The following is a 23,230-nucleotide window of genomic DNA, read 5'->3' on the forward strand; positions in this document are numbered from 1 at the left end:
ATATGTTTTTATTCTCCAATTGATATATTATTTATGCCACTGTTTTTAACTTCGACAATTGGTTGTCCATTTCCTAAGATATAATCTTTAGACCAACCTTCTGGTAATTTATTCAGACCATTTCCAATCAACTTCAAGTGTAAATTTGATGGTTCTTTTTTCAAGTTTAATTTGAATATGCCATCAAAGGTATCTTTGCTGTCCTTTCCAAACAAACTTATATTGCCACTTATATTTGTAGCTGTTACATTTACAATTCCATTGTTTCCTCTAAACTTTATCTCAGATGATATAGTTTCGGCTGTTACACCTGAAATCCCACTATTAGTATTTATATTAAAAGGATATGTTACACTTTTGTCGATAACTTTCGCAATTCCATCATTGACATCAACTGTAGCTCCCCCCTTAATATTATAAAGTTCTACTGAGCCTCGTTCAACATCTACTTTAAAATTAGAATACACTTTATCTGGAATTCCAATCTTTATTACATTTACTCTCTTATCTTTATTTGCATTTATCATATTATCGCCATTCATATCTTGCAAGGGACCATCTTTCTTCTCTATTGTTTTCTTAGCACTTACAACCAACTTTCCATTTTTTCCATTATTAGAAGCAGTCTCTTCATTCACAGAAAAAGTACAATTTTTTTCATTAGTTACACTTACATAATCAAACTCAAATTTATCAGTATTCGTCTTTTCAACAACTACACCTAAATTATCAGTTTCTATATATACTTCAGAAACTTCATTTCCTTCAATTGAAGTTAAGTGTTTTACAATATTTGGAGTTATATTCATATTATTATATTCCACCATATCTAAACATTGTTTATATATATTGGCATCAATTCCTCCAACTTTTGTTATACTTTTAGCTCCTTTTAAAATACTTTTATTACTTCCATCAGCAACTAAAACAATTGGCTTTTCTTTTGCTAGAGGAGATAGTGTTAATGCATCTACTAATTGATATCCTCTTGTTATGTAAAAGTCAGTTGATTCATTATAAAACTTTTCTATTACTTTTTTATTGGTTTCAAATCTATCATTTCCACCAACTCTAGTTGCATTAGTCTCCCTTACCAAATCCTCATTTATTGCAGATTTGCCACCTATAGCATAAATATTTAATCCTTCAATCTTAAATGGAATTGATTTACCATCTGTAAGTATTATAGCTCCTTTGTTTTTTGCAGCTACAGGTGCTATGCTCATAGCATCAGCCTCTCCTACAAACCCATTTGTCAACATGACATCTTTTACCTTACTAACTTCATTTATTTTTTTTGCTACATTGTAACTAGTTTCAATTCTATTATTTCCACTTATCCTTTCTACTTCAATACCTTTTCTTTTTATATCTTTTTCCACGGAACTTTCAATAGTATTATAACCACCAATTATGTACACTTTTTTTACAACGTTCAAATTCTTGTTATCTAGTCTATTTGAAGTGGCCTTTGGTATTTCATCCTTTTTAGTCAAAAGTATTGGCGCGTTAATAGCCCCAGCTAGTCCACTTGATGAAAGTCCATCAGATAAATTTTTATCTCCATTAACCAATATTACAGTGTCATAAGTCTGCCTATCTGCTATAAGCCCTGCTGTTTCATATCTATCAGTTCCTATTATAGAATCTTCTTTGATTTGTGCACTTGCAGTTATATTATTTTTTTTTATAATCCGATAAAACCTCATCTATTGTATGAAACTTAATCTGTTATTTCTATTATTTCTATATTTTCTAATGCCCTATAAAACATATTAGTATCACATTAGTATCATAGTTTTTACTACATATCTTTTTTATTTCTACAATGTCCTCTATTTCACAATCTAATTTCATTCTTTTATTATAATCTTTTTATGAGCTTTAATTATCATATCATAGTTATCTTTAGCAGTTTTAAATACATCTATAAAAGGTATTATAATAACACTATTTATAAGTACTAATTCATCATAGTGTAGAGTTCCCTTTCCTATATAAAAGTCATTTAACTTCTTTATATCTATATTAGTCAAAATAGATACTGTGTCCATTGAAAATTTATATTCATCTATAAGATAGTATAAATCTCCTATATAATTCTTTGCAACCTCATGGTCTTTAAAAAAATTAATCTCTCCTGTATGCAAAGTTACTTCCATATAACAAATTCCCCCTATTTATACTTTTTCATTTGTATCTTTTATAATAAAATAAAAATCAAATTCACAATCAAGTATTTCAGCAAATTCTCTAATTTCTTTTTCTGAAAAATTGTCCCTTGAAAATTTATTTGAAAGATTTTGTCTTGTTTGTCCTGTTTTTTCTGCTAATTCACCTATAGTCATATTTTTTCTTTTCAGTATTATTTTTATCTTTTCTCCAAATGAAATCGACAACATAACCACCTCGCTTTTCTATATATAATTATACACTATATAGTTTCTTTTATCCATTTTTATTTTACAAAGAAAACTAAATAATTTCATTTTTATATTTACAAACGACACTTTATAGTGTACAATATACTTAACAAAATAATTATTGGGGGTATTTAAGATGATAAAATTTGAAGTAGGCAAAACTTATGCAACAAGAAGTGTATGTGACCATGACTGTGTGTTCACTATAGAGGTTATTAAAAGAACTGATAAAACTATAACTTATAAAGAAGATGGTACTATTAGACGTGCTAAAATTCGTTTTAATTATGATTGTGAATACATAAGGATTGGCAACCATAGTATGGCACCTTGTTTTAATGCTGAAGGCTTAGTTATAGAAGACAAAGAAAATGTATCTACTGCAGAAAAATACTTCGTAATAAGCAGATACTATGATGATGGCAAGACTATTGCTTTTATAGAAATAAATAACACTAGATATAAGACTGAATATGTTAGAAACTTTGACCAGTATGTAGACGAATTTTTTACTTTGGAAGAAGCAGAAAAGCGCTTACAAGAATGCCTTAGTGCTTAAGGAGGGATATAGATGTGTTTTAAGACTTATATACTAAAAAGACTTGTAAATAACAAGCAACTAGAATTAACTCGTAGTTTTGACTTAGATAATCTTATTTGTACTGCAACAGAAATATTAGAAGAAAACGAGATTGATTTGATAATTACAGATGAAAAAAACAAGATTGTTTGGAGAAATGAAAAAAGCACTCCCTAACATGAGAATGCTTAATTGCAACTATAGAAGTGTATTCGTAGTACACTTCTATTTTTTTATTATATCACATAATTTAGGTTGTTAAAAAGAACTATTTAAATCAATTTTAAGGTGTATTGAGTAATGTTCTTGACAGTTTTATACCTTAATGTATTTCAAAAAATAAGCACTCCTATAAAAGAGTGCTTTACCTTAAGTGCTTAACTTCATATATCAGTTCTTTTTCTATCATTTCTTCGTTTTTACTCACTCAGTTCACCTTTTATTCTTCAATTTCATCCATAAATTTAATAAAATCATTAAAATCCCAGATTTCTACAATTCTACTAATGTCAACCACACTTTCTCCGTCATGCCCTTCTCTTATATAGTCTCCTTCTACAACAAGGACTCTAAAGTCATTACCAAAAAAACTCATATAACTTGCTAATTCTTTAGCTGTATCACAACAACTTTTTCCATCTAAAATTTCACAGTCGTCTTCTCTTGCTTCCTCTTCTGTACTATAAATCATTCCCCAACTTTTTGTTCCTATTTCCCAATCTTTGCATTGAAATCTATAAAAAGTATATCTACCCTCGTCGTATTCTTCTACCTTTGATTCTGTTGGCTTTCCGTTAACTTGGTATAAACTCATTTATATCCCCCTATCTCTTTCTTTAATTATATTTTAAGTATTTATATTTATTTCTTTTAGAAATTTTTCTTTGGCACTTTTATATGCTTCTTCTGCTTCTTTTATATCATCGAAGTAACCTAGGCAATAGTGCCTTTTTTTAAAATCTATTTGAGCGCAGTATTTCCTTTTTTCCTTATCCCAAGAAACACCTCTAACTTTAGTTTTCGAATTAGGATAAGCTTCTGTCTTTTTTAATAACGCTAAATTTGTATTGTCAATAATATTTTTTTCCTTGTTGGCTTTTGCTGCTAATTTCATATTTTCCCTTATAGCTTCTTTTTGCAAACATCCACAAGACCTAGTTTTGCCAGTTGTCAGACTGCTTTCTATTATTTCAATTTTATTTCCGCAATCACACTGGCAAGTCCAGATATAATGTCCACTTTTTGCTTTTTTACTAGTAGATTTTATCGCTGTTAATCTGCCAAATTTTTTATTCGTCAAATCATTTTGCTTAAATTGCGTATTGCTTTTCATACATCCACATGCTTTTATTCTTTTCAAACTATCTGCTCTTATCCATTTTTCATTGCCGCAATTCCCGCATTTACATAGACAGTATTTCCTGCTGTTCCTTTGTTCCATATCTAGTATTGTAAGATTTTCAAATTTATCTCCAATTTTCATATTTTCACTTCCTATAGATATTACAAATATTTAATAAACATTTCTTTTATTTTAGTTTCAAATTCTTCTGTTGTTATATACTCATCTTTGTAATTTTCTTCTAATTCTTCAATGTCTCCATCTTCATCTAAGTATGTATCATGCTTATAATATAAGTCATAAACTTCATTGAATAAAGAGCCATCTATGCAATATAGATGATTCTCGCAAGTTGCTAAGTCCTCATAACTACATCCTTCGCCTATATGGCACCCTTCAAAAATATTTATATCATAATCCTTGAATTCACACTCTGTTGCAATTTTAAACCAATATTCGCATAAATTTATTATCGCATCATAGCAATTTTCTTTACTTATTTTATAACAACTAATTCCTGCTTCAAAATGTTCTCCATCTCCAGTTGCACTACTTCTGTGTTCTTTGCCTCTAAAATTTTTATCGTAATCAAGTCTAATAAATTTTTCCATTTTTATGTCCTCCTTTGTTTATCTCTTTCTTTAATTATATTATAAACGTTTGCGTTTATTAAGTCAATGCCTTTATTAAACTTTTGCGTTTATTTTTTTCTTGCATTATTAAACTTTTGCGTTTATAATATAATTAAAAGGAGTTGTTACAATGAAGGATATTTTCGATGAACTTATTTCTATAAAAGACGCTTGCGAACTTTACAAAAAAGGCGAAAGCACGTTAAGGCTGAATATAAAAAATAAAAAATTTGTGGTTGGTACAGATTGTAAAAAATTCGGCACTACATGGGTATTTAAAAAGACAGCACTTGAAAGAGAATATGGAAATGTAGATATAAAAAAAGAGGGGAGCAACTAGTTAATTAGTTACTCCCCTTTTGCGAAACTATCTTTTTATAAATTCTAATGCTTTTTTAGTAGTTTCAAATCTATCTTTTCCTTGTATCTCTGTAAATTTTTCTTCAGTTATAGATTTTATTTTGTTACATGCTCCTGCTCCTACTATATATAGATTTTCTGTCCTTCCTGGTACGTAATCTTTTATATCACATACCAAGCATTTTTCTTTTTCATACCTCCAGCTAAGTATTAATGCTGGTATTCTATCAACTTCTCCTTCAAAAACTATTGTGTGTTTATACATTTTACCTACCTCTACATTATTTATAGTTTTATTCAATACACCTTCTACAATTAACTTGGCCATACCTTCATATCCAAGTTTCTTAGCCTTCTCATAATCTTCTTTATTATCACAGAAGAAACTTTCAATTAATATGGCTGTAGGCTTGGAACTATTTAAAATATATAATCCTTTGTCTAATTTAGCACCTCTATTTTTAAATACTGTGCCTAGTTTCTTACATATTCTAGTTGCATACTCTAAACCTTTATTACTATAATATAGCACCTCTGAGCCTTTTCCTTGACCATCACTTGCATTTAAATGTAACTCTATAAGTAAATCATATTCTCCATTATTAACTTTAGGTATTTTATATGACTTTTCTTCATTCTTAGTTTTAAACTGCTTTTCGGGGCATATTATTACATCTACCTTATGACCTTCTTTTCTGAATGTATCTGCTAATACTGGTGCAAGAGATTTATTATATTGATACTCGTTAACTACTCCATCAGCAGAAGTACATGCGCCACTTTTTAAAATACTGTGTCCTACTGTAATACATATTTTCATTATTTATTTTCCTCCTTTAATTGTTTGTAAGTTTGATTTATACCTATAGATATACCCCAGCAAATTACACCTTGTAAGACTGCACTAGGATTTAATCCCAGCATCCATACTGAAAAACCTATCCCAAGCACTAATAACACTACTGGAATATACTTGTTATCTAACTGTTTATACTTCTTACAACCTGCTCCTATAACATAAAGAGCAGCAACTAAAATTAGCAACTGCTCAGGTATGAAACTTATTAAATTATCCATCTCTTATCCTCCTAATTAAAATATTCCTCTCTGTATTGCAAATATAAAGAATCCTACAAGGGTTGTAATCATTGTACCAATTAACCACTTCAACATACTTGTAAGCGAGTTTAAATTCTCACATAATGCTTTTAATTCTGCTTTAGACTCTATATTTGCTACTTTTAATTCGTCTATTTCATCATTATGTTTATTTATTGTTACCTCATGTCGTTTCAAATTATCTTTGAAAAGTTCTTCATTCATGTAAGCCTCCTAAATTTTTATATTAAAAAAGAACTTCTATATTGTTGGTTCTACTGGTGTTTCTTCTTTATTTAATAAACCTGTTAACTCTAAATATTGTTCTTCTGTAATCCTATTTACTGCATAGAATACATCCATCTTGTGTTGCAAATCCTCTTTAGTACTATAGTTCTTCTGTTCTATCATTAATTTTAATAAGTTGTACATGTTAATTCCTCCTAAATATTGTTATTTAATTTTATATTTTCCACTTCAAATGCTGTGTTTACTATCTCACTATCTCTATTTTTATTTTCTTCTTTTAACATACTTAGTTCTTCTTCTAATGCTTGTAATCTCTTTTGTTCATCTGTCAAAATAACTTCTATATTTTTTAAAACAGGTTCTTTTGTGATTGGATTTATAGACTCTATATACTGTTTACTATAGTCTATACTTCCGTGTTCGACATCTAAGAAATGTAATTCTGTTATTGTATCATGCTCTGATACATCTCCTGTTGCTTCTCCAGTTTGAAGTAAGATTTTTCCGTCTTGATTGTAAATTATTCTATTTCCTCTTTTCATTTTAATTACCACCTTTTCTTATTTATTCATACGCATACCATGTAAAACTTTCCCCGACTTTACAACGGTATATCGCATCACTTGCACCAGTACGTGTATCACGATAAGTACGTAAAACAAAATTACTACTATCTGCACTTAGAACAAACATATGAGCATTAAAAAAATATTCACTACTCCTATCAACACGACCAACAGAAGTAAATCTGTTTAGATTATTAACAGCATAAAAGTTTAAATCATAACTACCATCGTGAAGAATAATTTTTTCAACAATGATAAAACTAGGAGTAAAATTTAGATTAATAGGAACAGTAAGACTTCTCGCATAGTCACTACTAGCCGAATATCGTGAGTAAAAATTGTCATAATCATTTTGAGTAAAAGTATAAGTACCTTTAGCCCATTTTTTACGTTGACTAAGCTGATTATTCAATTCAGTTATCCTATTTTGCAACTCCTGCACACTAGCATCTGAACTGTCAAAAGAAGTTTTAATTTTCTCTGATAACTCCACAAGTGTATTATTTAAATTTGCTTCTATATTTTTAAGTGCTAAAGTATTTATAATACTTGTTTTTCCATTCTTAAATCCTTCTCCAAGCTCTATCAATTTAGTTGATATGTCTTGCAAGGTTGCATCTGTTTGTAGTGGCATTATTTCTTTACTTATACTTAAAACTTTCTCAGCAGTTGCATTCTCTGAGTCTGTAGCTATTATTTTAAGTGTGTGTATTGCATTGTCTGTAAGTTCATAGTTTATTGTTTTCTCTGTTGTTAAATCTGTTGTTATTGTTTCTTTTAACACATCATCTAAATACCACTCAATTTTACTTAAATTATTATCTGTGTCTATTACTGTAAATTTCGTAGAAGTTGAATTGTAAGAGGATACACTTAGTTTTGGTTTAGTATTTCCTTTTATAAATGAAACTACTTTAGTTAAAAATACCCCTCCATCGCTAGTGCTAAGTTCTATAGCTATATTGTTTCTAGATTTAAAACTTAATTTTGATAAATGTTCTTCTGTTAAATCTATAGTATAGTTTGAATCAGTTGTATTATACTTTTCACCTATAACAATATCATTTAATTTATAAACTATTTTAAATCTAGTAGTAGGGTCACTGTCTGTTATTTTATAATTTATACTCTGAGCATAACTAATATAGCCTAAGTCATTACTTATAGAAATTATAGGGTCTGGTATAAGTTCAATAGTTGTATCTTGCCGAATCGTACAATCCTTTATAATAATTTTTTCATTATATTCGCCACCTGCTAAATAATACGCTTCAAATGAATTAATAACATGCTTAGTTGTCTCAGGAATATTTATATTTTTAATATCACTTAAATTATAACTAGCATAATAATTTCTACTTTCAAGATAACAAGGAGTAATGTGTATATCAGATTCAGAATAGCAACCCCTTCTTTTTTTAATAGTTCTTTCAATAACATAAAATTCCAATTATTTCACCTCTCCTTCTACATTGGTATTAGATTACTATTTACAGTTGATATAATACTAGTTCTATTATTTTTTACTTCTTGCATTACTTCTTTTAATGCTCCCTCTACATTATCGCTTTCAAATAAATTATCTGTATCTTTTATACTTGTTTTCTCTGCTGTTGTTTCTATACTATCTACACTAGTTTTTACCTCATTTAATGCACTAACTATATTTGTTTTATCTGTTGTTTCAAGTAGTGTTGTATCTCCTATTTTATTATTAATCTCTGTCTTAGCAGTTTCTAGATTGCTTGTTAACTCTGTTTTAGTTGTATCTATTTTAGTGTTTACATCTTGTATATCTTTGAGTGTAGCTAAAACAACAGTTGGGTCTATTTTTAAATTTATACTTGCTGTATTAGACACAGCTAATATAATTTTAATTAATATTTCTTTTACTGTTCCCGAATCCGGAGCAGGTTTATAAGTTTCAGGATAACTAGATACTGCTAAAAGTTGGTCTTTAGAGTCAAATATCCCTACTTCTCTAATTGTAAAGGTTCCAGTATCCCCAGTGATGGTCTTTTGAATAACTATCCAATTAGGATTTTTTTTATCTGCTTGAACATGCTCTAAGGTGCTTTCCCACACTACATTTTTAAGTGTTGTCTGAGTTTCCGTTGGAATATATGCACTTCCACCACCATCCCCAACTTTTATTTTTGCAAAATCAACTCTAGTCCCAAGTGCTGTAGCATTTGCTATAGCCGCCTTACCTATTTCTGTAAGTAATGTATAATATTGTGTTTGTGCCAATTATATCACCTCCTGTTTAGGATATAATGTTACCCTTTCCGCACTTTTATTGTTTCCACTAGCAAATATCATTTCTCCAAAACATGTTATATCTTTAGGAGTATAAGGGTAGATTGTAACTGTTTCTCCTGTACTAGCCATTGCTCCTGTATAAAGTCCATTTTGATTATATAAAATCATTTCAAATTTATGTTCTAAATGTGCTGGTTTTATTTCTTCTATTTTCTTATCTAATTCTAAAATAGTGTTATAACTGCAATTATTTGTTATAAAACTAAGTGTAAAACTAAATAGATTACTGAACACTTCTACATCAACATTAGTCTTTGTATAAGCCTCTCCTATCGCTTTTATAACTTCTATTGTAGTTGTACCCTTGCCTCTCATCTTTGCTTTTATATTGCTTCTTCTATCTTCTATACTTAAATCGAATCTATTTTTAATAGATAAAATATTTTCCCAGTAATCAAGTCCCCACGTTGCTGTATCCACAAAGCATTGGTCAAAAGTATCGTCGTATGTTTCCCTAAGCATCTCTAGTTCTATGTCATAAGCATCTTGTATCTTTCTAGTAACATTATTGCTATAAAAAGAAGGTAGCTTATCAATTAATTTCAATTAAACCACCTCACTAAACTCAAGCGTCGTAACACTTGGGACTTTGTCTTCTTCAAAACTTATATTTTCAGCTCTATTATTTAAAAGTAAGTTACTAAAGTCATGTAGACCTTCTACACTTGCAAGTATTGCACTTACTTTAGTGTAAATTATTTCTTTATTAACATTTATTAAATAGTCATTAATACTTTCTAAGAAACTCTCTTTTACAAAATCTAGTGTATACCCTGCTTCTAGCTTTATAGTTGCACTTATGCTTATATTAAGTGATGAAGGTGTTGTGACTGTTAGTGTACATCCTATTGGCATTTCTGCTTCGATATGTTCTCTACATTTAGTTATTATTTCTTCTTCAACAGCTTGATTATTTTGACCAAATAATAAAACCTTAACTGTCCCTGCTCCATCCCATCTTGGATATACTTTTGCATTATATACACCATCAACCTCTAAAGCCCATTCCTCATAGTGTGCTTTATTTCCACTTGTAGCTTGGTTTTTCTGTATTTTATAGAATCTTTCTTTTAATTCTTCGTCTGTTTCTATTTCTGTCCCACCTTGGAATGCTAAATTATTATAAATTTTAGTTATACCATTTATTTCGTCTTGTAGCTTAAATTCTGTGTTTGCAGGTATATTATATCTAATTCCGATTTCTAAAGCCTGTATAGGGCTTGTATTTTGTTCGATTTCCGAACCGATTTCTATATCTTTGATTACTACGAATAATAGCTCATTGTAAGATATAGTAGTTCCGTTTTGGACTACTGTTCCAGCTTTTCCCTCGAATGTCACTTCCCCTGTAGCTTCTGTTCCTAGTTTTCTATACACTCCAAATTCATTTACTCGTTTATCTAAAAAATCATCGAAGTTATCTTCTATAAAAGCTTTCTTATGAAGATATGAAAGTTCTATATAGAATTTTGCTAATTCACTATTAACAGGAGATACCATATCACTTAAAAAAGAACCCTCGCCTTTATAGATATTTAAATCTATATTAGATAAGGTCCTATTTTTCACAACATCATATGTTTGGCTACTATACATTAACTTCCACCTCCCCATAAATCGTGTTTATAGTTATGTCTACACTTAATAAATCATCTGTAAACCTTGTATTTACAACATTAACATCTAGTATATATGGATTAACTAGTAAAGACTCTTTTATATATCTAGATGCTTCACTTTCTGTAAGTCCTTTGCTATACTTTTGACCTATTAATTCAGATAGCTCTGTTCCATAATCCCACGAATATACCTCATGTTCATATCTATTAGTTTTAATACATTTATACACCCAGACCTTTATAGCCTCATTTCCTTCAACAATCTTAAAATCTCCATTTTCAATTATTGGTTCATCTTTTTCAAAATTCCAAGCTACTTCTCTGAATAATTCTAACTCTTTTTCTTTTGATACTTCATAATCTGATGGCACTCCTATAAATGGGAATATTGTACTCATTATAAACTCACCAGCTTACTTACAACAGCAAATTTATCACCTATTTTGAACATTATAACCATGTCATCAGGCTTAAAGGTATCTATAAATGGATTTTTTATTTCATGTTTATGTTCTTGACTTGTTTCTGTATCAAATAATTCTATCTGTCTATCAAGAATCCAACTATCTATTAAGATATCTTCTTTTTCTAATATAATGTCATTTGTTTCTATCTTTAAATCTGGTAATTTCTCTTTAACTTTTCCAATAAAAAAAGAAGGTTCATTGTAATGCTTTCCTTCTTCTCTTATTATTCCTATAAATTCATTGATTGGATTAGCCATTGTTTCACCATCCTTTTTTATAAAAATCTTTTAGCTGTTACATAATTTTTAGTGTAATAACTACCACTTAACTTACTTATTTTTACTACATCACCACTATGTGGCGAATGAATAAATTCTCCATTTCCAATAAACATGCCAACATGGTCTATTGCTCCATTTGCTCCTTTGCTAGAAAAGAAAACTAAATCTCCTGGTTGTAAACTTCCTTTACTTACTGCTTTACCTGCTTTTCCTTGGTCTTTTGATACTCTAGGAATACTTATGCCTATCTTTTTATAGCACCACTGAGTAAACCCACTACAATCAAAAGTATTCTCCCCAGTTGCCCCCCAAACATACTTACAACCTAATTTACTTTTTGCTATACTAATTAATTCTTTTGCCTTTCCTGTAGCATTTGTATATCCTGTTCCATCTCCAATTATTATGCTTCCTTTTCTTCTTCCAAACTTGTTACATTCTTCTTTGCTAGACATTAGTATGTCTATCTTATATACTCCATTTACAACTTTTATAACTCCACCTCTATCTGTAACTGTATATGTCTTGTTATCTATATTTGTACCTGGACACTTTGCTTGTATTTGTGTTTTAAATTTAAGTGCTTCGGGTGCGGCACAAGTATTATTGGATGGCACAAGTTTCTTTCCATCCATTTTTTGATATAGTCCACCTTCCATAGGGTCATTTGATGGATAGTATGCTGAAAATTCTGCTTTTACTTCTTTACCATTTAGTGTACCTTCTCCATTCAAACTAGAACTTTCTTCCTTCTGTTCGTCCTGTCCTGCTGTCTTTTCATCCATAATGTTTTGGAAGTTCAAATCTAAGTCTATCTCATAATTTCCAGAACTGTCCCAGTTATGTTTATCTGTATCTATATAAAATAACCCAACTAAACCAGTATAAGAATCTTTTACCTTTACGCCTCTACCAGTTATACAACTTACATCGCCATACCCTTTTAAATTGCAAGTCTGTTCTATTCCTTTAAACTCACTTTCAACATCTACAGTATTATTTTCTTGTTGTTGTATAACTTTTTGCATTATTACTCCGACATCCTTAAAAATCTCATCATTGACCTTTTCACTAATTTTATTACCATACTGGTCTACAACTAATACCTTGTTTTTTACATTCTCCATACTTTCTGAGAAGTTTGTATTTATAAGATTCATACCTTCTTCAAACATAACATTTAATGTAACAGTTCCTTTTTCAATGATATTAAATTTATCTACATTAGACTCTATCATATACTTTTTTTTAGTTGTCTTACTAGCTTCTGTATATGCACTCATTATAGTATCGTAGCCAGTTACACCAATAAACATCTTCGTATATTTAACACCAGTTTTAGGTATGTTTCCTATTGCAAGTTTATTGTCATTAAAAACTTGTTTTGCAATATCTTCAACTAATTTATCTTTAAAATTATATGATACCTCGCTTTGAGTAAGTAAAAATCCCATGTCTTTTGATGTAAAGCTAATACTAGTATTACTGGAGTCTTTAGACCTGTTAATTATCATTCCTCGATAGATTTCTTTATCATCTACATAAAAACAAACTGTACTAGCTATAGGTATATCTATTTGCTTAAAATTAATATCAGAAGCTGACTGTACTATAGAAAACTCTAGTGTCCTTGATGGTGACTTATAATCACCTGACCATGTAATTTTTTCTACTATATCGGTTATGTTGTATATAGCTCCATTTTTTATATGGACCTGTAATTTTATATTATTGATTAAAATCACCTCACTTACTCTACACATATAAAAACACCACCAAAAATGATAAAATATATCATGAGAGGAGGTGTTTTCATATGTATCATTTTGAAAATTTAAGTAATTACTGTTCTGTTATAGATAGACAAGTTTCTACTGATTCTAAATATTTTGAAACTCACACAAGCAATGATAAAAAACTAATTGATTTTAGTTGTTCACATTCAAATACTTGTAATTTATCAGATGAAAATAAATGTGAGTTACTTCAAAAAGCCCACAACAAATATAGATAATTACTTTACTTTAAAATTTTTAAATGGAGATAATTTTAAATCAGTCAATTTACTTAACTTTAAAAAAGTATCCCAAAAATCTGATTCTCTATTATCTCCAAAACATTTATCTAAGTGTTTACACTCTGTACAAGGGAAAACTAAGTCTTTTTCGTTGTGCATGAAGCTTTTTATAGCTCCAATTTGTATAAACTTACCTATACAATACAAGTCTTTTTCTGAAAGTTTTATTTCTTCTTGCATAATAACACCTCTTTCACATTTTTAATCTGTAAAACCTGCACCTGGACACATTCTTACTCCTGTAATTTTTGATAATTTTATGAATGTGTCCCAGTGTGCATAACCATATCCACTTTTAAAACATTCTCTTTCATACTTACAAGTTTGGCAAGGGTCTAATATATCATGTTCTTCTCTAAAACATCTCTTTATAACGTTTATTTGAATATGTTTTGCTATACAATATAAATCTTTTTCTGTCAAATCATCTTTTGTTAAACCATTACTTTGTGGTATTATTCTTACTTTCTCCAACTCTATCACCTCATCTAAGGAATTATTAACACCCAACCATCTTTTATAACGTCAGGATTTTTAATTAATTTTTTATTTGCATCATAAATCTTCTTCCACAAATCTCCATTTCCATAATATTTTTTTGCAAGTGACCAAAGACTGTCGCCTTTACCTACTTTATGAGTCTTTTGTTTATTTTTAACCTCAAATCCTTTCGTCAAAGGTAAATCAAGTTTTGAAGATAACTTATCATTTGAACTCGTATTGATTTTAGGTATCTGTATTCTTTTATACTCTTTTAAATTTAAAGTGAAATATACATCTCCTGTGCAGTCTTTTTCTTCATATTTAAAACTGTCTATTATTACTTCCATATTTATATTTGTTTCTGTAACTGTAAACCTTAATATAAAGCCTTCATTCATCCATTTTTCAATTTTATTTACACAGTCATAAGGCGAGGGAAAACCTGTATAATCACAAAAAGTATAGTCATTTTTGGGAAAGAAACTAGATATTTCTGTAGTTCTTAAGCCTACACCTCCAAATACTGCAATTTCTCCTGTTTTCAAGATATTTGAGGTATTTACTATTGCTTTACTGTTTATCTCAAAAGAGCTTGGGAAAACAGGAAATCTAAAGGTGTCATTTGCTTGTCTAATCCACATTTCCAACTACATCACCTCCTTTCTAAAATATCTTTAAAGCTATACCACAGCTTTCTTAACATATATTCACTTCTTTTGATTTTTCGTATTAAAAAACACCTACCCAAGTAAGTGTTTTTAATTTATAGAATTAATTTCTTATTTATACTTTGATTGTTTACAGTATTTATCTACTATTTGTTTGAAAACATAAAAGTCATGTTCATCTTTTTGTCTTAAAGTTTTTAGGTAAGAAATAAGATATTCCTTTTCCTCATTACATACATTATTTAGCAAGTTATCTCCCATTACATTACCTCCTTGTATACAACATGGAAATTCTTCTTCTCACCTGCAATTTTAATAGGTCTATTATTTTCATCTATCCATTTGCTAATCTTGTTTATTACACTTTCTGTATACTTATTTACAGTACCAGTCCAAGAACCATTTGTTTCCTAAACTCCCTTAACTTCGTTTTCTTCTAATTTTATCTTTTTAATAATTTCACAAATAGCAAGTTGTGCTGGTTTATTACTCTTAGAATATATTTTCAGCTTAGATGCTATTTGCTTTGTATCAAAATAATGTTCTTCTTCATCTATCTCGATTGGTAAATCAATTCCCGCTTTTTTGTACAATGTCTTTGCTGTTAGTAACTTAGATTTATTGTCAAAGCCTGCATTGTCTAGCAACTCTTTTAACATAGATGTACTGTTATAAGCTAATTGTAACTTTTCAATCTCACTTGCTTTTTCTCTTAGTTTTTCAGGATTAGCATTATCAGTTATGTATGCACCAGTCTTAAATATAGATTCTACTACATCCCAAACCCAATCCATAAAAGTATCAGCCTTTGGCTGTCTACTAAAACGACATATTTCCATTACTCCTTTTGTATTATAAACTATAGTATCTCTTAATACTTCTCTATTCCCTTCAACTGTAACCAACTTGACTACAGTTGAAAATTTATCAAGTCTATCTTTGTTACGTTCATGTATTTTACTTATAGCTATCCTTGGTTCTGTATACTCTAAAGCCATTCCTATTTGTTCTCTAGTCATTAATATATCTTTAGTATCATTTTCATAAAAATTACATTCTACTTCTCCAAAGTTTTCTGATTTGATTAATTCTAAATTAGTTTTCATATAAATTCCTCCTCAAATTGATTTGAAAGAAGTACCCTTATATGATAGAATATTTCATATAGAAGGCAACTTCTTGTACAAGTAGTCCATTTTGCTTTGGTCGGCGGTTGGGCTACTTTTTATTTGTCTTTTAGTAGTTTTATACCTCTTCTAACTCCTTCGGCTTTATCTATATTTTCTTTTTCACAATATTTTTCTAGAATATTTTTAGATTCTTCATCCAATCTTATAGTTATTCTACTACCTTTGGGATTATCTGTAGGTCTACCTATTTTTTTACTTGGCATATCTTCACCTCACTTTCGTCTGCCTTAATTATATTATATAGTTTCGGCAGACAAAAGTCAATTAAATATCCAATTTTTTCTAATTATTTTACCCAACCGACCAATTTGAGCAAAACAAAAGCACTTACCACAAAAGTAAGTGCTTTCTTTGTTTATTTAGTTTTGAATCCACATAGTTAATATAAAACGATTAATGCAGTTATAGCAATTATAGCGATACCAATATTTACATACCACTTAGTTAATATAAATTTGTAACACAAGTTTGGAGCGCTACTTTAGCTACGTTATTTACATACCACATTGTTAATATAATTCTGTACCTATATTATATCATTTTTTAACATATAAAGCACTTGAAACAATGTAATATCCAAGTGCTTTATATGTTTTATTTGATTATTATTCTAATATTATAAGTTCAATAATTCTTTTTTCTTAGTATTAAATTCTTCTTCTGTTATTGCTCCCATATCTAATAACTCTTTTAATGTTTTTATTTTCTCTAGTGGGTCAATAGCATTATTTTTATCAGCTATATTATTGTTAGCATCTTCAACTTTATTGTTTTTTCTATATTCAACTAATTTTTTATAAATAATTGCACATACATTGTCATTTTTCTTAAAAGATAATATAAAATCTTTACATTCTACTATTAAGTATTCCTTTTTATCTATTGTCTTTTTTTTCATAGCAAGAGCGAATGGTCCAAACAAAGCTATTCTAGTTGCTGTATACCTTCTAATAACTTCCTCTTCTTTTTCAATAGAAACACTTTTTATTTCTGAATATGAAATTTCAAAGACATCAATCATTTTATCATTTAAATTTTTTCCAGTCTTTTTAAATAATATTTTATTATCTTTAACTACAACAAATAAAAGCCCTTCTTCATTTAAAAGCGGGTGCCCTCCTATATATTCTAACATTACCATTTCGCTCTTGCTGAAGTTTCCTTCTTCATCTTTACTATTTTCCATACATTCTAAAATATCATTTTTAGTTAGTTTCTTTATTGGCTTTCCTGATGAAACTATCTCAACTCTGCATTTCTCAAGACAATTTTTACACAAGTATCCATCTGAAACTTTTAAATCATTTGTATCAGTTCCACAAATTATACATGGTTCTTTTGTTTTCTCTTTTCTACTGAATAATCCCATATTTATCCCCCTAAAATATAATAATTATACTACGATTATAGCATATACTGGTATCTTTTAGGAGAAATATGTCTATACACCACCAGCTATTCCTAATTTTATTTCTCTTACTAACATCTTAGTTAATTTAGTCATATCAGCTTCTTCTTTAACTGTAACACCACCTAAGTTTATATTTATAGTAATATTATTATCTTCTTTATTATTTGTAGTCTCGCTATTAGTTTTATTAACAGTATTTTGTTCAGTTCTTTGAGTTATAGCCTCTTTGTATTTACTTGTATAGTTACTCTCTTCAACTTCTTTAGGATTATACATTCTACTAACTAAACTGTTAACCATCCCAGTAATATTAGTCTCTAATTTTGGCAATGTCATTTTTATTCCATTCCAAATACCAGGAGGAAGAAATTTACCTACCAAATCCCTTAATTTCCAAGATGGAGAATGCACTCCAAAACCATCTTTAAATCCGCTTATTACACCATTTGCAAAATCTCCAATCTTACCTTTTAGCCAATCTCCAGCTCCTGTAATACCTTCCCAAAGCCCTTTAACAATATTTTTACCTATATCCATCACTTTTTTAGGTAAAGACTTCAATGTGTCCACTACTGTAGTAATTAATTTTTTAGCACCTTCTTTACCTTTAGTTGCCATTTGACTTCCCCAAGTAGCAACTTTTTGAATTGTATTTGTAAGCCAAGTCCAAACTCTGCTAGGTAAGGTTTGAAAAAACACCACTATATTATTAATAATCATCCTAGCATAAATTTGAGCATATGCTATCATAACCATACCCCACTGACCTATTTTTTGAACTGTATTCACTAACCAAGTCCAAATTTTATTAGGAAGTTGAGCAAAGAATGTTCCTATATTATTAATCCATATAGGAACATTTGTAACTAAGTAAGTCCAAACAGAAATACCCCAAGAAATTATTTTGCCTAATGCAAATCCTAATCCATAGCCAATTTTTGCAGGTAATTGTCCAAACCACACTCCAATATTATTTATCCATGTTGGAATAGTTTGAGTAAAGAAAGCTACAATAGCATTCCAACCATTTACAAAAGTCTGTTTTATATTGTTCCACATCTGTACAAACCAAGTTCCTGCATTTGAAAAACTTGTACATAGACTTTCCCAAGCTTGTGGAATAGTTTGTGTAAAGAAATTACATATACTTCCCCAAACTTTTGTTGCTGTTTCTTTTATATTGTTCCAAGCATTTATAACAAAATCTCTAAAGCCCTTGTTTGTATTCCACAAGACTACAAGTCCTGCTACGAGAGCGGTTACTGCAATTACAGCAATTCCTATAGGACCACCTAAAAGAGCACTTGCTTTTGCTAATAGCATTGTCCTAGCTTGAGCTATAGTCATTTCTGTAGTTAATACTCCAACCAAAATTTGAAAACTACTCAAAACCGTACCTGCCTCTGCCATGCCAACCATATAGGTTCTTACAGCCAACTTTGCCACAATCCAAGAGTTTTTCAGAGCTACAATGCTTTTAACTGCACTAGTCATAATAGAAGCTGTTTTTATACTTACAAAAATACTTGCGATTACAGGTCCATTCTTTAAAATCCAACTTAAAGAATCAATTAAAAGTGGTAATGCTTTAGTTGCAAGTTTTACAGCACTTGATAATCCATTTCCTATCTCATTTGCAAAACTATTTATCGACTTAACTCCATCATTTTTCAACCAATTGGCAAAGTCATTTAGAGCAGGTAACATCCGCTGACCAAGGGGTATCAACACATCTGCATTTATAATTCTGCCAATACCTTGTAACCCTTGTGAGAATGACGCATATTTAATTTGATTTATTTCATCCATAGTATTTTTTGTTTCATCAAACTTATCTCCTATATTGCCAAGTTGCCTACAAACGTCTGGTCCTAAATCTTCCCACATAGTCTTAAAAAGCTGAGCTCCAATAGTGCTTTGCTTCAAAGGGTCATTTACATCACCTATAGCTTTCATAGTGTCCATAAAAGCTTTCTTAGCAGATTCGCCTCCTCCTGCAAATTTCTTAGCCATATCGTCAGCGTTGAAACCTAGTTTCTTAAAAGCATCTACAGTAGTATTAGAACCATCGATTGCGTTTACAGAAAGTTCTTTTATTGCGTCTCCAACTTTGTCAAGGTTGAATGCTCCACTATTCATGCCTGTTTCAAAAATATTGAACATGTCTGTAGCAGTAAACCCAAATTTTTTAAATTGAACCGAATATTCATTAATATTATCGAGTAATTCGCCCGAATAATCTAATCCTCGTTGCTGCCCTTGTGCCATTAAATTAAATGCTTCGTCACCACTTATACCAAAATTTTGTATCAGTGCATCTGCTGACCTAATACTTTCAGATACCTCGTATCCGAATGTATCTCTGAATCCAATTGCTTTTTCAGTTAAACCTTGTATATTTCCAGTTGCTCCTGCTAGGCTTTTGTCCACTATAGACATAGCATTTGCTATATCTGCAAAATCCTCGCCAAAATTATTTTTATATACTCCAAGCATTGCATCTTTTAAATGTTCCATACCTTGTGCTGTATTTCCTGTTGACGCTTGTATTTGATTCAAAGCTTTTTGATAATCATCATTAGCTTTTATTGCCATCCCACCAATACTTAGCACTCCTGCACCTAATCCAGCACATGCTTTCGTTGCTATTTCTCCAACTTTCTTTAACTGTTCTTGTAATCTTTCTTGTGCTTCTGATGTTGAATCAGTTTGATTTTGAAGGGCTCTAGTAGCATCTCTAACTTGTTGTAGGGTTCTACTAGCTTCATCTCGCATTCTTATAACAGCTTCCAAAGCTCTGCTTCCTGCTGACATACTCTAAAGCCCCCCTCCAAAATTCTTTATTTCTTCTATTTTTTCATCCATTTCTTGATACATAAATGCTTTAGTTATACGTTTCTCTCCATGTTTAATCTTATAAAAAACAGATGGCATCATTCCTTTGTATTTAAACATTAAATACATTAAATTAACTTCACCATCTGTTTTTATTAGTTTTTTATTTTTTCTTCTATTCTCTTATCTTTTTCAGAATTAGATTCGCTATATCCATTCAGCTCACATATTTTGTTATATAAATCATTTATTTCACCTGCTAATAACATTTTTCTTAGCAATTCCCTTGGTGTTGGAGATTTAAAATGTTTTAATAGTTCTTTATCTTTAAATGTTTTGCAAGAAGCTAATATAATATTTGTTTTCATTTTAAAATTATCTAAATCCTTTAATGAACCATTCTCTATTTTCAGTCCACTTGACTGTAATTCGTCAAAAGTTTCGGGTTCTAATGCTGTGCACTCAAAAGGTAACTCTATACCTACTTTTTTGCAAAATATTTTGTATGTCATGCTTGGCATTTTAATTTCACCTGCATCCATTTTGAGTAATAATTCTACTATATTTTTTACTTCTGTTACTTCTTTTTTATCTACTATTTCTTTTTCTAATCTATTTTCGCTCATACTAATTCTCCTTTTTATTGTTAATTATTTTTATGCTGCATCTAATATCTCAAAATCTTCAAAAGTGAAAGATGCTTCAATCTCTCCTTCTTTTCCATTTTCCCAATCTATAATTGATAATCCATCAAAAGAAACTCCAGTTAAAGAGATTCTTTCCACCCCTTTAGCATCAGGGTCAGCTAGTTTACTTATAATAGTAAATTTAGGCTCTCTACCTTCTTTTATAATTTGAGTTATATACTTTAACATATTTGAATCTACATGATATAGAGTTATAGAACCTTCCGCACTAGCACCTATCACTTTTTGACCTTTAATCATTTTTCTAGGTCTGACTATTTCAGCTTTATCTAGTTTTATTTCAGCTTTTAATGCTTTGCACTCTGCTATTTGTACCTCATTTAACCAACACTCTCCAAATGTTCCATTTATTACGTTTTTACTTTCAAAACTTGTAGCCATGTTATCACCTCTTTCTACATTTGAACTCTTATATCTATATCTTCCATCGCATCAACTAATTTTAGATTTATTAGGTAAAATCCATTTGAACCAGTATTAGCTTCTTTTATTTCATTCTCTTTCATTTTACTAACATCTACTTTTTTACTTTCTAAGTATTCTTTTTGCTTTTCTAAGTCAATTTCGACTGTAAAATTAGAGTCAATCAATTCTTGTCTTGTTAATTCAGTTAAATATGACTGTACAGCTACTATGAATAAACATTTATTGTCATAAGTGTTAGGGCATTTACGTAAATACTTCTCTACATAAATATTCTTTATATCTTTACTTATTAAATCTTTTGTATCGACAAGCTTAATCTTTTGAAATATTTCTCCTTTTTCTGCTGTTAAAGTTGTAAGAGAATTTACTCCCCTAGCAATTCTAATCTTACCTGATAATCTTCTTAAAATTAATTCTCCCGATTGTACTTTAGCGTCTGCACTAGCTTTGTCTATCTTTGTAATAGATTCAACTTCATCAAGAGGAGCATAAGTAACAGATTGTGTGCCAGGTGTAGAGGCTATAAGAGAAGCAATACGTGGCGTGTATTTTTCTGCTGTTATTTCTTCACCATCAACTACTACATTTTCAGTAAAATTAATAATTGCTTCATTATCAGCTTTGATATTTGCAAGAACCGCTTTAGCCTCTGTGCTTTCTTCCTCTCTTATTTTCTTAATCCATTTTGCAATTGTTTGTTTTTCTGATTCTATAGCTTCTGGCATACATAAGTAATTAAATTCTACAGATTCTAATTCTTCTAGTATATCCTCAACTTTTCCATCTTCTGTGAAAGTGCTTATAATAACTTTACTTGGTTTTAGTATCTTCTCATTGTCAGTAGAACCCATAAAAGCATATTTTATATATTTTTTATTAGAATCACTTAACGATGTTGATATATCATCTTCGCTTGTAAGCTCTTTATACATCTTTGTTGTATCTTTCAATACAATTACTACTATTCCAGCTCGGGAACGTTGTATAAAGCTTGTAGCCAACTCTTTAAACTCTATATTTATGTTAACTAATCCAGCCATTTAATCACTCCTTTCAAATCTCATATTTAGTTCTTCCATTAATTCATGTTTTTCTTCTTCAAAATAAATTTGTTCATGATAATTTATAGATATAAGAAATTGAACATAATTTCCTATTTCATCTTTTTCTATACTTCCACTTTTCTTACTGAAAGTTAAATATCTGTCTTTTACTTTTATATTTCTAGTGAATATGTTCTCTAATTTATTTAGAATGTCAAGTAAATCTTTTTTCTTTTTTCCCCATTTAGGCAAATATTTTATATCAACTAAGAAGCTTTTTATATCAGTTTTTTTAGTTGCTGTCTGTACCATTTCTGGCAATATCTGCACAAAAAAACAAGACTTTTTATTGTCTTGTATGTTATATTCTCCTACAACTATAGTTTCTTTAAAATTATTATCTATAGTTTTAGTAAATGAATCTAGTATTTCATTATAACTTAGCAACACA

The 23,230-nt window shown here is 29.7% G+C and carries 35 protein-coding genes; 4 read left to right on the top strand and 31 right to left on the bottom strand.

Translation table 11 applies throughout. From position 1 onward, the window contains the following. Nucleotides 1-8 precede the first annotated feature (8 nt). The 3 genes from JJC01_10470 to JJC01_10480 all read right to left on the bottom strand — a co-directional run bounded on the left by JJC01_10470 (nt 9) and on the right by JJC01_10480 (nt 2,402). Nucleotides 9-1,709 carry a cell wall-binding repeat-containing protein gene (locus JJC01_10470; GenBank protein UDN56624.1) on the bottom strand — a complete coding sequence of 567 codons (1,701 nt, stop codon included), beginning with the start codon at nt 1,707-1,709 and terminating at the stop codon, nt 9-11. A gap of 144 nt (nt 1,710-1,853) precedes the next feature. Further along, a complete protein-coding gene (locus JJC01_10475; GenBank protein UDN56625.1) occupies nt 1,854-2,162 on the bottom strand; it encodes a hypothetical protein in 309 nt (102 codons plus the stop codon). An 18-nt stretch (nt 2,163-2,180) separates the two neighbouring features. Then, nucleotides 2,181-2,402 carry a helix-turn-helix transcriptional regulator gene (locus JJC01_10480; GenBank protein UDN56626.1) on the bottom strand — a complete coding sequence of 74 codons (222 nt, stop codon included), beginning with the start codon at nt 2,400-2,402 and terminating at the stop codon, nt 2,181-2,183. Between the two features lie 343 nt (nt 2,403-2,745). On the opposite strand from JJC01_10480, the gene JJC01_10485 reads away from it, so the two are divergent. Together JJC01_10485 and JJC01_10490 are read left to right on the top strand one after the other, a co-directional pair. Beyond that, on the top strand, nt 2,746-2,982 hold the full coding sequence (locus tag JJC01_10485) for a hypothetical protein (GenBank protein UDN60157.1): 237 nt from the start codon (nt 2,746-2,748) through the stop codon (nt 2,980-2,982). Nucleotides 2,983-2,994: 12 nt separating this feature from the next. Continuing rightward, nucleotides 2,995-3,180 (top strand): hypothetical protein, encoded by a 186-nt coding sequence (locus tag JJC01_10490; protein UDN56627.1) that lies wholly within the window; start codon nt 2,995-2,997, stop codon nt 3,178-3,180. 262 nt (nt 3,181-3,442) lie between these two features. On the opposite strand, the gene JJC01_10495 is transcribed toward JJC01_10490, so the two are convergent. Genes JJC01_10495 through JJC01_10505 form a run of 3 tightly spaced genes read right to left on the bottom strand, consistent with a single transcriptional unit; the run spans nt 3,443 to nt 4,956 of the window. After that, a complete protein-coding gene (locus tag JJC01_10495; GenBank protein ID UDN56628.1) occupies nt 3,443-3,817 on the bottom strand; it encodes a hypothetical protein in 375 nt (124 codons plus the stop codon). 33 nt (nt 3,818-3,850) lie between these two features. Continuing rightward, a complete protein-coding gene (locus tag JJC01_10500; GenBank protein ID UDN56629.1) occupies nt 3,851-4,486 on the bottom strand; it encodes a hypothetical protein in 636 nt (211 codons plus the stop codon). Between the two features lie 20 nt (nt 4,487-4,506). Continuing rightward, nucleotides 4,507-4,956, bottom strand: coding sequence for a hypothetical protein (locus JJC01_10505; protein ID UDN56630.1), 450 nt, complete (start codon nt 4,954-4,956; stop codon nt 4,507-4,509). A 151-nt stretch (nt 4,957-5,107) separates the two neighbouring features. Here JJC01_10505 and JJC01_10510 point away from each other — a divergent pair, with 151 nt between their 5' ends. Next, nucleotides 5,108-5,317, top strand: a complete 210-nt coding sequence (locus JJC01_10510; protein UDN56631.1) for a hypothetical protein — start codon at nt 5,108-5,110, stop codon at nt 5,315-5,317. A 27-nt stretch (nt 5,318-5,344) separates the two neighbouring features. Here the strand turns inward: JJC01_10510 and JJC01_10515 are convergent, their stop codons facing one another. The 12 genes from JJC01_10515 to JJC01_10570 are packed head-to-tail and all read right to left on the bottom strand — an operon-like array spanning nt 5,345 to nt 13,453. Then, nucleotides 5,345-6,157, bottom strand: a complete 813-nt coding sequence (locus JJC01_10515) for an N-acetylmuramoyl-L-alanine amidase (GenBank protein UDN56632.1) — start codon at nt 6,155-6,157, stop codon at nt 5,345-5,347. Continuing rightward, nucleotides 6,157-6,414 carry a phage holin family protein gene (locus tag JJC01_10520; protein ID UDN56633.1) on the bottom strand — a complete coding sequence of 86 codons (258 nt, stop codon included), beginning with the start codon at nt 6,412-6,414 and terminating at the stop codon, nt 6,157-6,159. The genes JJC01_10515 and JJC01_10520 overlap by 1 nt, the downstream gene beginning before the upstream one ends. Nucleotides 6,415-6,429: 15 nt before the next feature. Then, a complete protein-coding gene (locus JJC01_10525; GenBank protein UDN56634.1) occupies nt 6,430-6,660 on the bottom strand; it encodes a hemolysin XhlA family protein in 231 nt (76 codons plus the stop codon). A 36-nt stretch (nt 6,661-6,696) separates the two neighbouring features. After that, nucleotides 6,697-6,867: a hypothetical protein gene (locus JJC01_10530; GenBank protein UDN56635.1), complete on the bottom strand. Its 171-nt coding sequence runs from the start codon at nt 6,865-6,867 to the stop codon at nt 6,697-6,699. A gap of 11 nt (nt 6,868-6,878) precedes the next feature. Continuing rightward, nucleotides 6,879-7,226 carry a hypothetical protein gene (locus JJC01_10535; protein ID UDN56636.1) on the bottom strand — a complete coding sequence of 116 codons (348 nt, stop codon included), beginning with the start codon at nt 7,224-7,226 and terminating at the stop codon, nt 6,879-6,881. Nucleotides 7,227-7,248: 22 nt separating this feature from the next. Next, nucleotides 7,249-8,700 (bottom strand): hypothetical protein, encoded by a 1,452-nt coding sequence (locus tag JJC01_10540; GenBank protein UDN56637.1) that lies wholly within the window; start codon nt 8,698-8,700, stop codon nt 7,249-7,251. A gap of 17 nt (nt 8,701-8,717) precedes the next feature. Next, nucleotides 8,718-9,500: a phage tail protein gene (locus tag JJC01_10545; protein UDN56638.1), complete on the bottom strand. Its 783-nt coding sequence runs from the start codon at nt 9,498-9,500 to the stop codon at nt 8,718-8,720. Further along, nucleotides 9,501-10,118 (bottom strand): DUF2313 domain-containing protein, encoded by a 618-nt coding sequence (locus JJC01_10550; protein UDN56639.1) that lies wholly within the window; start codon nt 10,116-10,118, stop codon nt 9,501-9,503. It lies immediately after the preceding gene. After that, nucleotides 10,119-11,168: a baseplate J/gp47 family protein gene (locus tag JJC01_10555; protein UDN56640.1), complete on the bottom strand. Its 1,050-nt coding sequence runs from the start codon at nt 11,166-11,168 to the stop codon at nt 10,119-10,121. Then, the gene (locus JJC01_10560) at nt 11,161-11,589 is read right to left on the bottom strand and encodes a DUF2634 domain-containing protein (GenBank protein ID UDN56641.1); all 429 of its coding nucleotides are present in this window, start codon (nt 11,587-11,589) and stop codon (nt 11,161-11,163) included. The genes JJC01_10555 and JJC01_10560 overlap by 8 nt, the downstream gene beginning before the upstream one ends. Then, entirely contained in the window at nt 11,589-11,915 is a 327-nt protein-coding gene (locus JJC01_10565; protein ID UDN56642.1) for a DUF2577 family protein, read from the bottom strand. Before JJC01_10565 ends, JJC01_10560 begins: the two co-directional genes overlap by 1 nt. 17 nt (nt 11,916-11,932) lie before the next feature. After that, nucleotides 11,933-13,453: a C40 family peptidase gene (locus JJC01_10570; GenBank protein UDN60158.1), complete on the bottom strand. Its 1,521-nt coding sequence runs from the start codon at nt 13,451-13,453 to the stop codon at nt 11,933-11,935. Between the two features lie 302 nt (nt 13,454-13,755). Here JJC01_10570 and JJC01_10575 point away from each other — a divergent pair, with 302 nt between their 5' ends. After that, entirely contained in the window at nt 13,756-13,953 is a 198-nt protein-coding gene (locus JJC01_10575) for a hypothetical protein (GenBank protein ID UDN56643.1), read from the top strand. On the opposite strand, the gene JJC01_10580 is transcribed toward JJC01_10575, so the two are convergent. The 13 genes from JJC01_10580 to JJC01_10640 all read right to left on the bottom strand — a co-directional run bounded on the left by JJC01_10580 (nt 13,954) and on the right by JJC01_10640 (nt 23,226). After that, complete coding sequence (locus tag JJC01_10580) at nt 13,954-14,196, bottom strand: hypothetical protein (GenBank protein UDN56644.1); 243 nt, start codon at nt 14,194-14,196, stop codon at nt 13,954-13,956. Nucleotides 14,197-14,217: 21 nt separating this feature from the next. Then, complete coding sequence (locus JJC01_10585) at nt 14,218-14,526, bottom strand: hypothetical protein (protein UDN56645.1); 309 nt, start codon at nt 14,524-14,526, stop codon at nt 14,218-14,220. Then, the gene (locus JJC01_10590; GenBank protein ID UDN56646.1) at nt 14,505-15,146 is read right to left on the bottom strand and encodes a LysM peptidoglycan-binding domain-containing protein; all 642 of its coding nucleotides are present in this window, start codon (nt 15,144-15,146) and stop codon (nt 14,505-14,507) included. Before JJC01_10590 ends, JJC01_10585 begins: the two co-directional genes overlap by 22 nt. A 132-nt stretch (nt 15,147-15,278) precedes the next feature. Next, on the bottom strand, nt 15,279-15,428 hold the full coding sequence (locus JJC01_10595; GenBank protein UDN56647.1) for a hypothetical protein: 150 nt from the start codon (nt 15,426-15,428) through the stop codon (nt 15,279-15,281). 149 nt (nt 15,429-15,577) lie between these two features. Next, on the bottom strand, nt 15,578-16,273 hold the full coding sequence (locus JJC01_10600) for a hypothetical protein (protein UDN56648.1): 696 nt from the start codon (nt 16,271-16,273) through the stop codon (nt 15,578-15,580). 119 nt (nt 16,274-16,392) lie between these two features. Beyond that, nucleotides 16,393-16,560 carry a hypothetical protein gene (locus tag JJC01_10605; GenBank protein ID UDN56649.1) on the bottom strand — a complete coding sequence of 56 codons (168 nt, stop codon included), beginning with the start codon at nt 16,558-16,560 and terminating at the stop codon, nt 16,393-16,395. Nucleotides 16,561-16,973: 413 nt separating this feature from the next. Continuing rightward, complete coding sequence (locus JJC01_10610; GenBank protein UDN56650.1) at nt 16,974-17,726, bottom strand: SHOCT domain-containing protein; 753 nt, start codon at nt 17,724-17,726, stop codon at nt 16,974-16,976. A 72-nt stretch (nt 17,727-17,798) separates the two neighbouring features. Continuing rightward, nucleotides 17,799-20,582, bottom strand: a complete 2,784-nt coding sequence (locus JJC01_10615) for a phage tail tape measure protein (protein UDN56651.1) — start codon at nt 20,580-20,582, stop codon at nt 17,799-17,801. Between the two features lie 3 nt (nt 20,583-20,585). Then, nucleotides 20,586-20,732 (bottom strand): hypothetical protein, encoded by a 147-nt coding sequence (locus tag JJC01_10620; GenBank protein ID UDN56652.1) that lies wholly within the window; start codon nt 20,730-20,732, stop codon nt 20,586-20,588. A 26-nt stretch (nt 20,733-20,758) separates the two neighbouring features. Beyond that, on the bottom strand, nt 20,759-21,229 hold the full coding sequence (locus JJC01_10625; protein ID UDN56653.1) for a hypothetical protein: 471 nt from the start codon (nt 21,227-21,229) through the stop codon (nt 20,759-20,761). Between the two features lie 30 nt (nt 21,230-21,259). Then, nucleotides 21,260-21,691, bottom strand: a complete 432-nt coding sequence (locus JJC01_10630) for a phage tail tube protein (GenBank protein ID UDN56654.1) — start codon at nt 21,689-21,691, stop codon at nt 21,260-21,262. Between the two features lie 14 nt (nt 21,692-21,705). Then, nucleotides 21,706-22,776, bottom strand: coding sequence for a phage tail sheath subtilisin-like domain-containing protein (locus JJC01_10635; protein UDN56655.1), 1,071 nt, complete (start codon nt 22,774-22,776; stop codon nt 21,706-21,708). Next, the gene (locus JJC01_10640; protein UDN56656.1) at nt 22,777-23,226 is read right to left on the bottom strand and encodes a hypothetical protein; all 450 of its coding nucleotides are present in this window, start codon (nt 23,224-23,226) and stop codon (nt 22,777-22,779) included. Between the last annotated feature and the right edge of the window lie 4 nt (nt 23,227-23,230).

The sequence above is a fragment of the Clostridioides sp. ES-S-0010-02 genome, assembly GCA_020641055.1.
In the GTDB taxonomy this organism is placed as follows: Bacteria; Bacillota; Clostridia; order Peptostreptococcales; family Peptostreptococcaceae; genus Clostridioides.

Bases quoted from the DNA above. Each gene is read 5' to 3' on its own strand.
- JJC01_10470 (UDN56624.1), bottom strand. From the start codon at position 1,709: ATGAGGTTTTATCGGATTATAAAAAAAAATAATATAACTGCAAGTGCA.
- JJC01_10475 (UDN56625.1), bottom strand. From the start codon at position 2,162: ATGGAAGTAACTTTGCATACAGGAGAGATTAATTTTTTTAAAGACCAT.
- JJC01_10480 (UDN56626.1), bottom strand. From the start codon at position 2,402: ATGTTGTCGATTTCATTTGGAGAAAAGATAAAAATAATACTGAAAAGA.
- JJC01_10485 (UDN60157.1), top strand. From the start codon at position 2,746: ATGGCACCTTGTTTTAATGCTGAAGGCTTAGTTATAGAAGACAAAGAA.
- JJC01_10490 (UDN56627.1), top strand. From the start codon at position 2,995: ATGTGTTTTAAGACTTATATACTAAAAAGACTTGTAAATAACAAGCAA.
- JJC01_10495 (UDN56628.1), bottom strand. From the start codon at position 3,817: ATGAGTTTATACCAAGTTAACGGAAAGCCAACAGAATCAAAGGTAGAA.
- JJC01_10500 (UDN56629.1), bottom strand. From the start codon at position 4,486: ATGAAAATTGGAGATAAATTTGAAAATCTTACAATACTAGATATGGAA.
- JJC01_10505 (UDN56630.1), bottom strand. From the start codon at position 4,956: ATGGAAAAATTTATTAGACTTGATTACGATAAAAATTTTAGAGGCAAA.
- JJC01_10510 (UDN56631.1), top strand. From the start codon at position 5,108: ATGAAGGATATTTTCGATGAACTTATTTCTATAAAAGACGCTTGCGAA.
- JJC01_10515 (UDN56632.1), bottom strand. From the start codon at position 6,157: ATGAAAATATGTATTACAGTAGGACACAGTATTTTAAAAAGTGGCGCA.
- JJC01_10520 (UDN56633.1), bottom strand. From the start codon at position 6,414: ATGGATAATTTAATAAGTTTCATACCTGAGCAGTTGCTAATTTTAGTT.
- JJC01_10525 (UDN56634.1), bottom strand. From the start codon at position 6,660: ATGAATGAAGAACTTTTCAAAGATAATTTGAAACGACATGAGGTAACA.
- JJC01_10530 (UDN56635.1), bottom strand. From the start codon at position 6,867: ATGTACAACTTATTAAAATTAATGATAGAACAGAAGAACTATAGTACT.
- JJC01_10535 (UDN56636.1), bottom strand. From the start codon at position 7,226: ATGAAAAGAGGAAATAGAATAATTTACAATCAAGACGGAAAAATCTTA.
- JJC01_10555 (UDN56640.1), bottom strand. From the start codon at position 11,168: ATGTATAGTAGCCAAACATATGATGTTGTGAAAAATAGGACCTTATCT.
- JJC01_10560 (UDN56641.1), bottom strand. From the start codon at position 11,589: ATGAGTACAATATTCCCATTTATAGGAGTGCCATCAGATTATGAAGTA.
- JJC01_10565 (UDN56642.1), bottom strand. From the start codon at position 11,915: ATGGCTAATCCAATCAATGAATTTATAGGAATAATAAGAGAAGAAGGA.
- JJC01_10570 (UDN60158.1), bottom strand. From the start codon at position 13,453: ATGATAATTAACAGGTCTAAAGACTCCAGTAATACTAGTATTAGCTTT.
- JJC01_10575 (UDN56643.1), top strand. From the start codon at position 13,756: ATGTATCATTTTGAAAATTTAAGTAATTACTGTTCTGTTATAGATAGA.
- JJC01_10580 (UDN56644.1), bottom strand. From the start codon at position 14,196: ATGCAAGAAGAAATAAAACTTTCAGAAAAAGACTTGTATTGTATAGGT.
- JJC01_10595 (UDN56647.1), bottom strand. From the start codon at position 15,428: ATGGGAGATAACTTGCTAAATAATGTATGTAATGAGGAAAAGGAATAT.
- JJC01_10600 (UDN56648.1), bottom strand. From the start codon at position 16,273: ATGAAAACTAATTTAGAATTAATCAAATCAGAAAACTTTGGAGAAGTA.
- JJC01_10605 (UDN56649.1), bottom strand. From the start codon at position 16,560: ATGCCAAGTAAAAAAATAGGTAGACCTACAGATAATCCCAAAGGTAGT.
- JJC01_10610 (UDN56650.1), bottom strand. From the start codon at position 17,726: ATGGGATTATTCAGTAGAAAAGAGAAAACAAAAGAACCATGTATAATT.
- JJC01_10615 (UDN56651.1), bottom strand. From the start codon at position 20,582: ATGTCAGCAGGAAGCAGAGCTTTGGAAGCTGTTATAAGAATGCGAGAT.
- JJC01_10620 (UDN56652.1), bottom strand. From the start codon at position 20,732: ATGTATTTAATGTTTAAATACAAAGGAATGATGCCATCTGTTTTTTAT.
- JJC01_10625 (UDN56653.1), bottom strand. From the start codon at position 21,229: ATGAGCGAAAATAGATTAGAAAAAGAAATAGTAGATAAAAAAGAAGTA.
- JJC01_10630 (UDN56654.1), bottom strand. From the start codon at position 21,691: ATGGCTACAAGTTTTGAAAGTAAAAACGTAATAAATGGAACATTTGGA.
- JJC01_10635 (UDN56655.1), bottom strand. From the start codon at position 22,776: ATGGCTGGATTAGTTAACATAAATATAGAGTTTAAAGAGTTGGCTACA.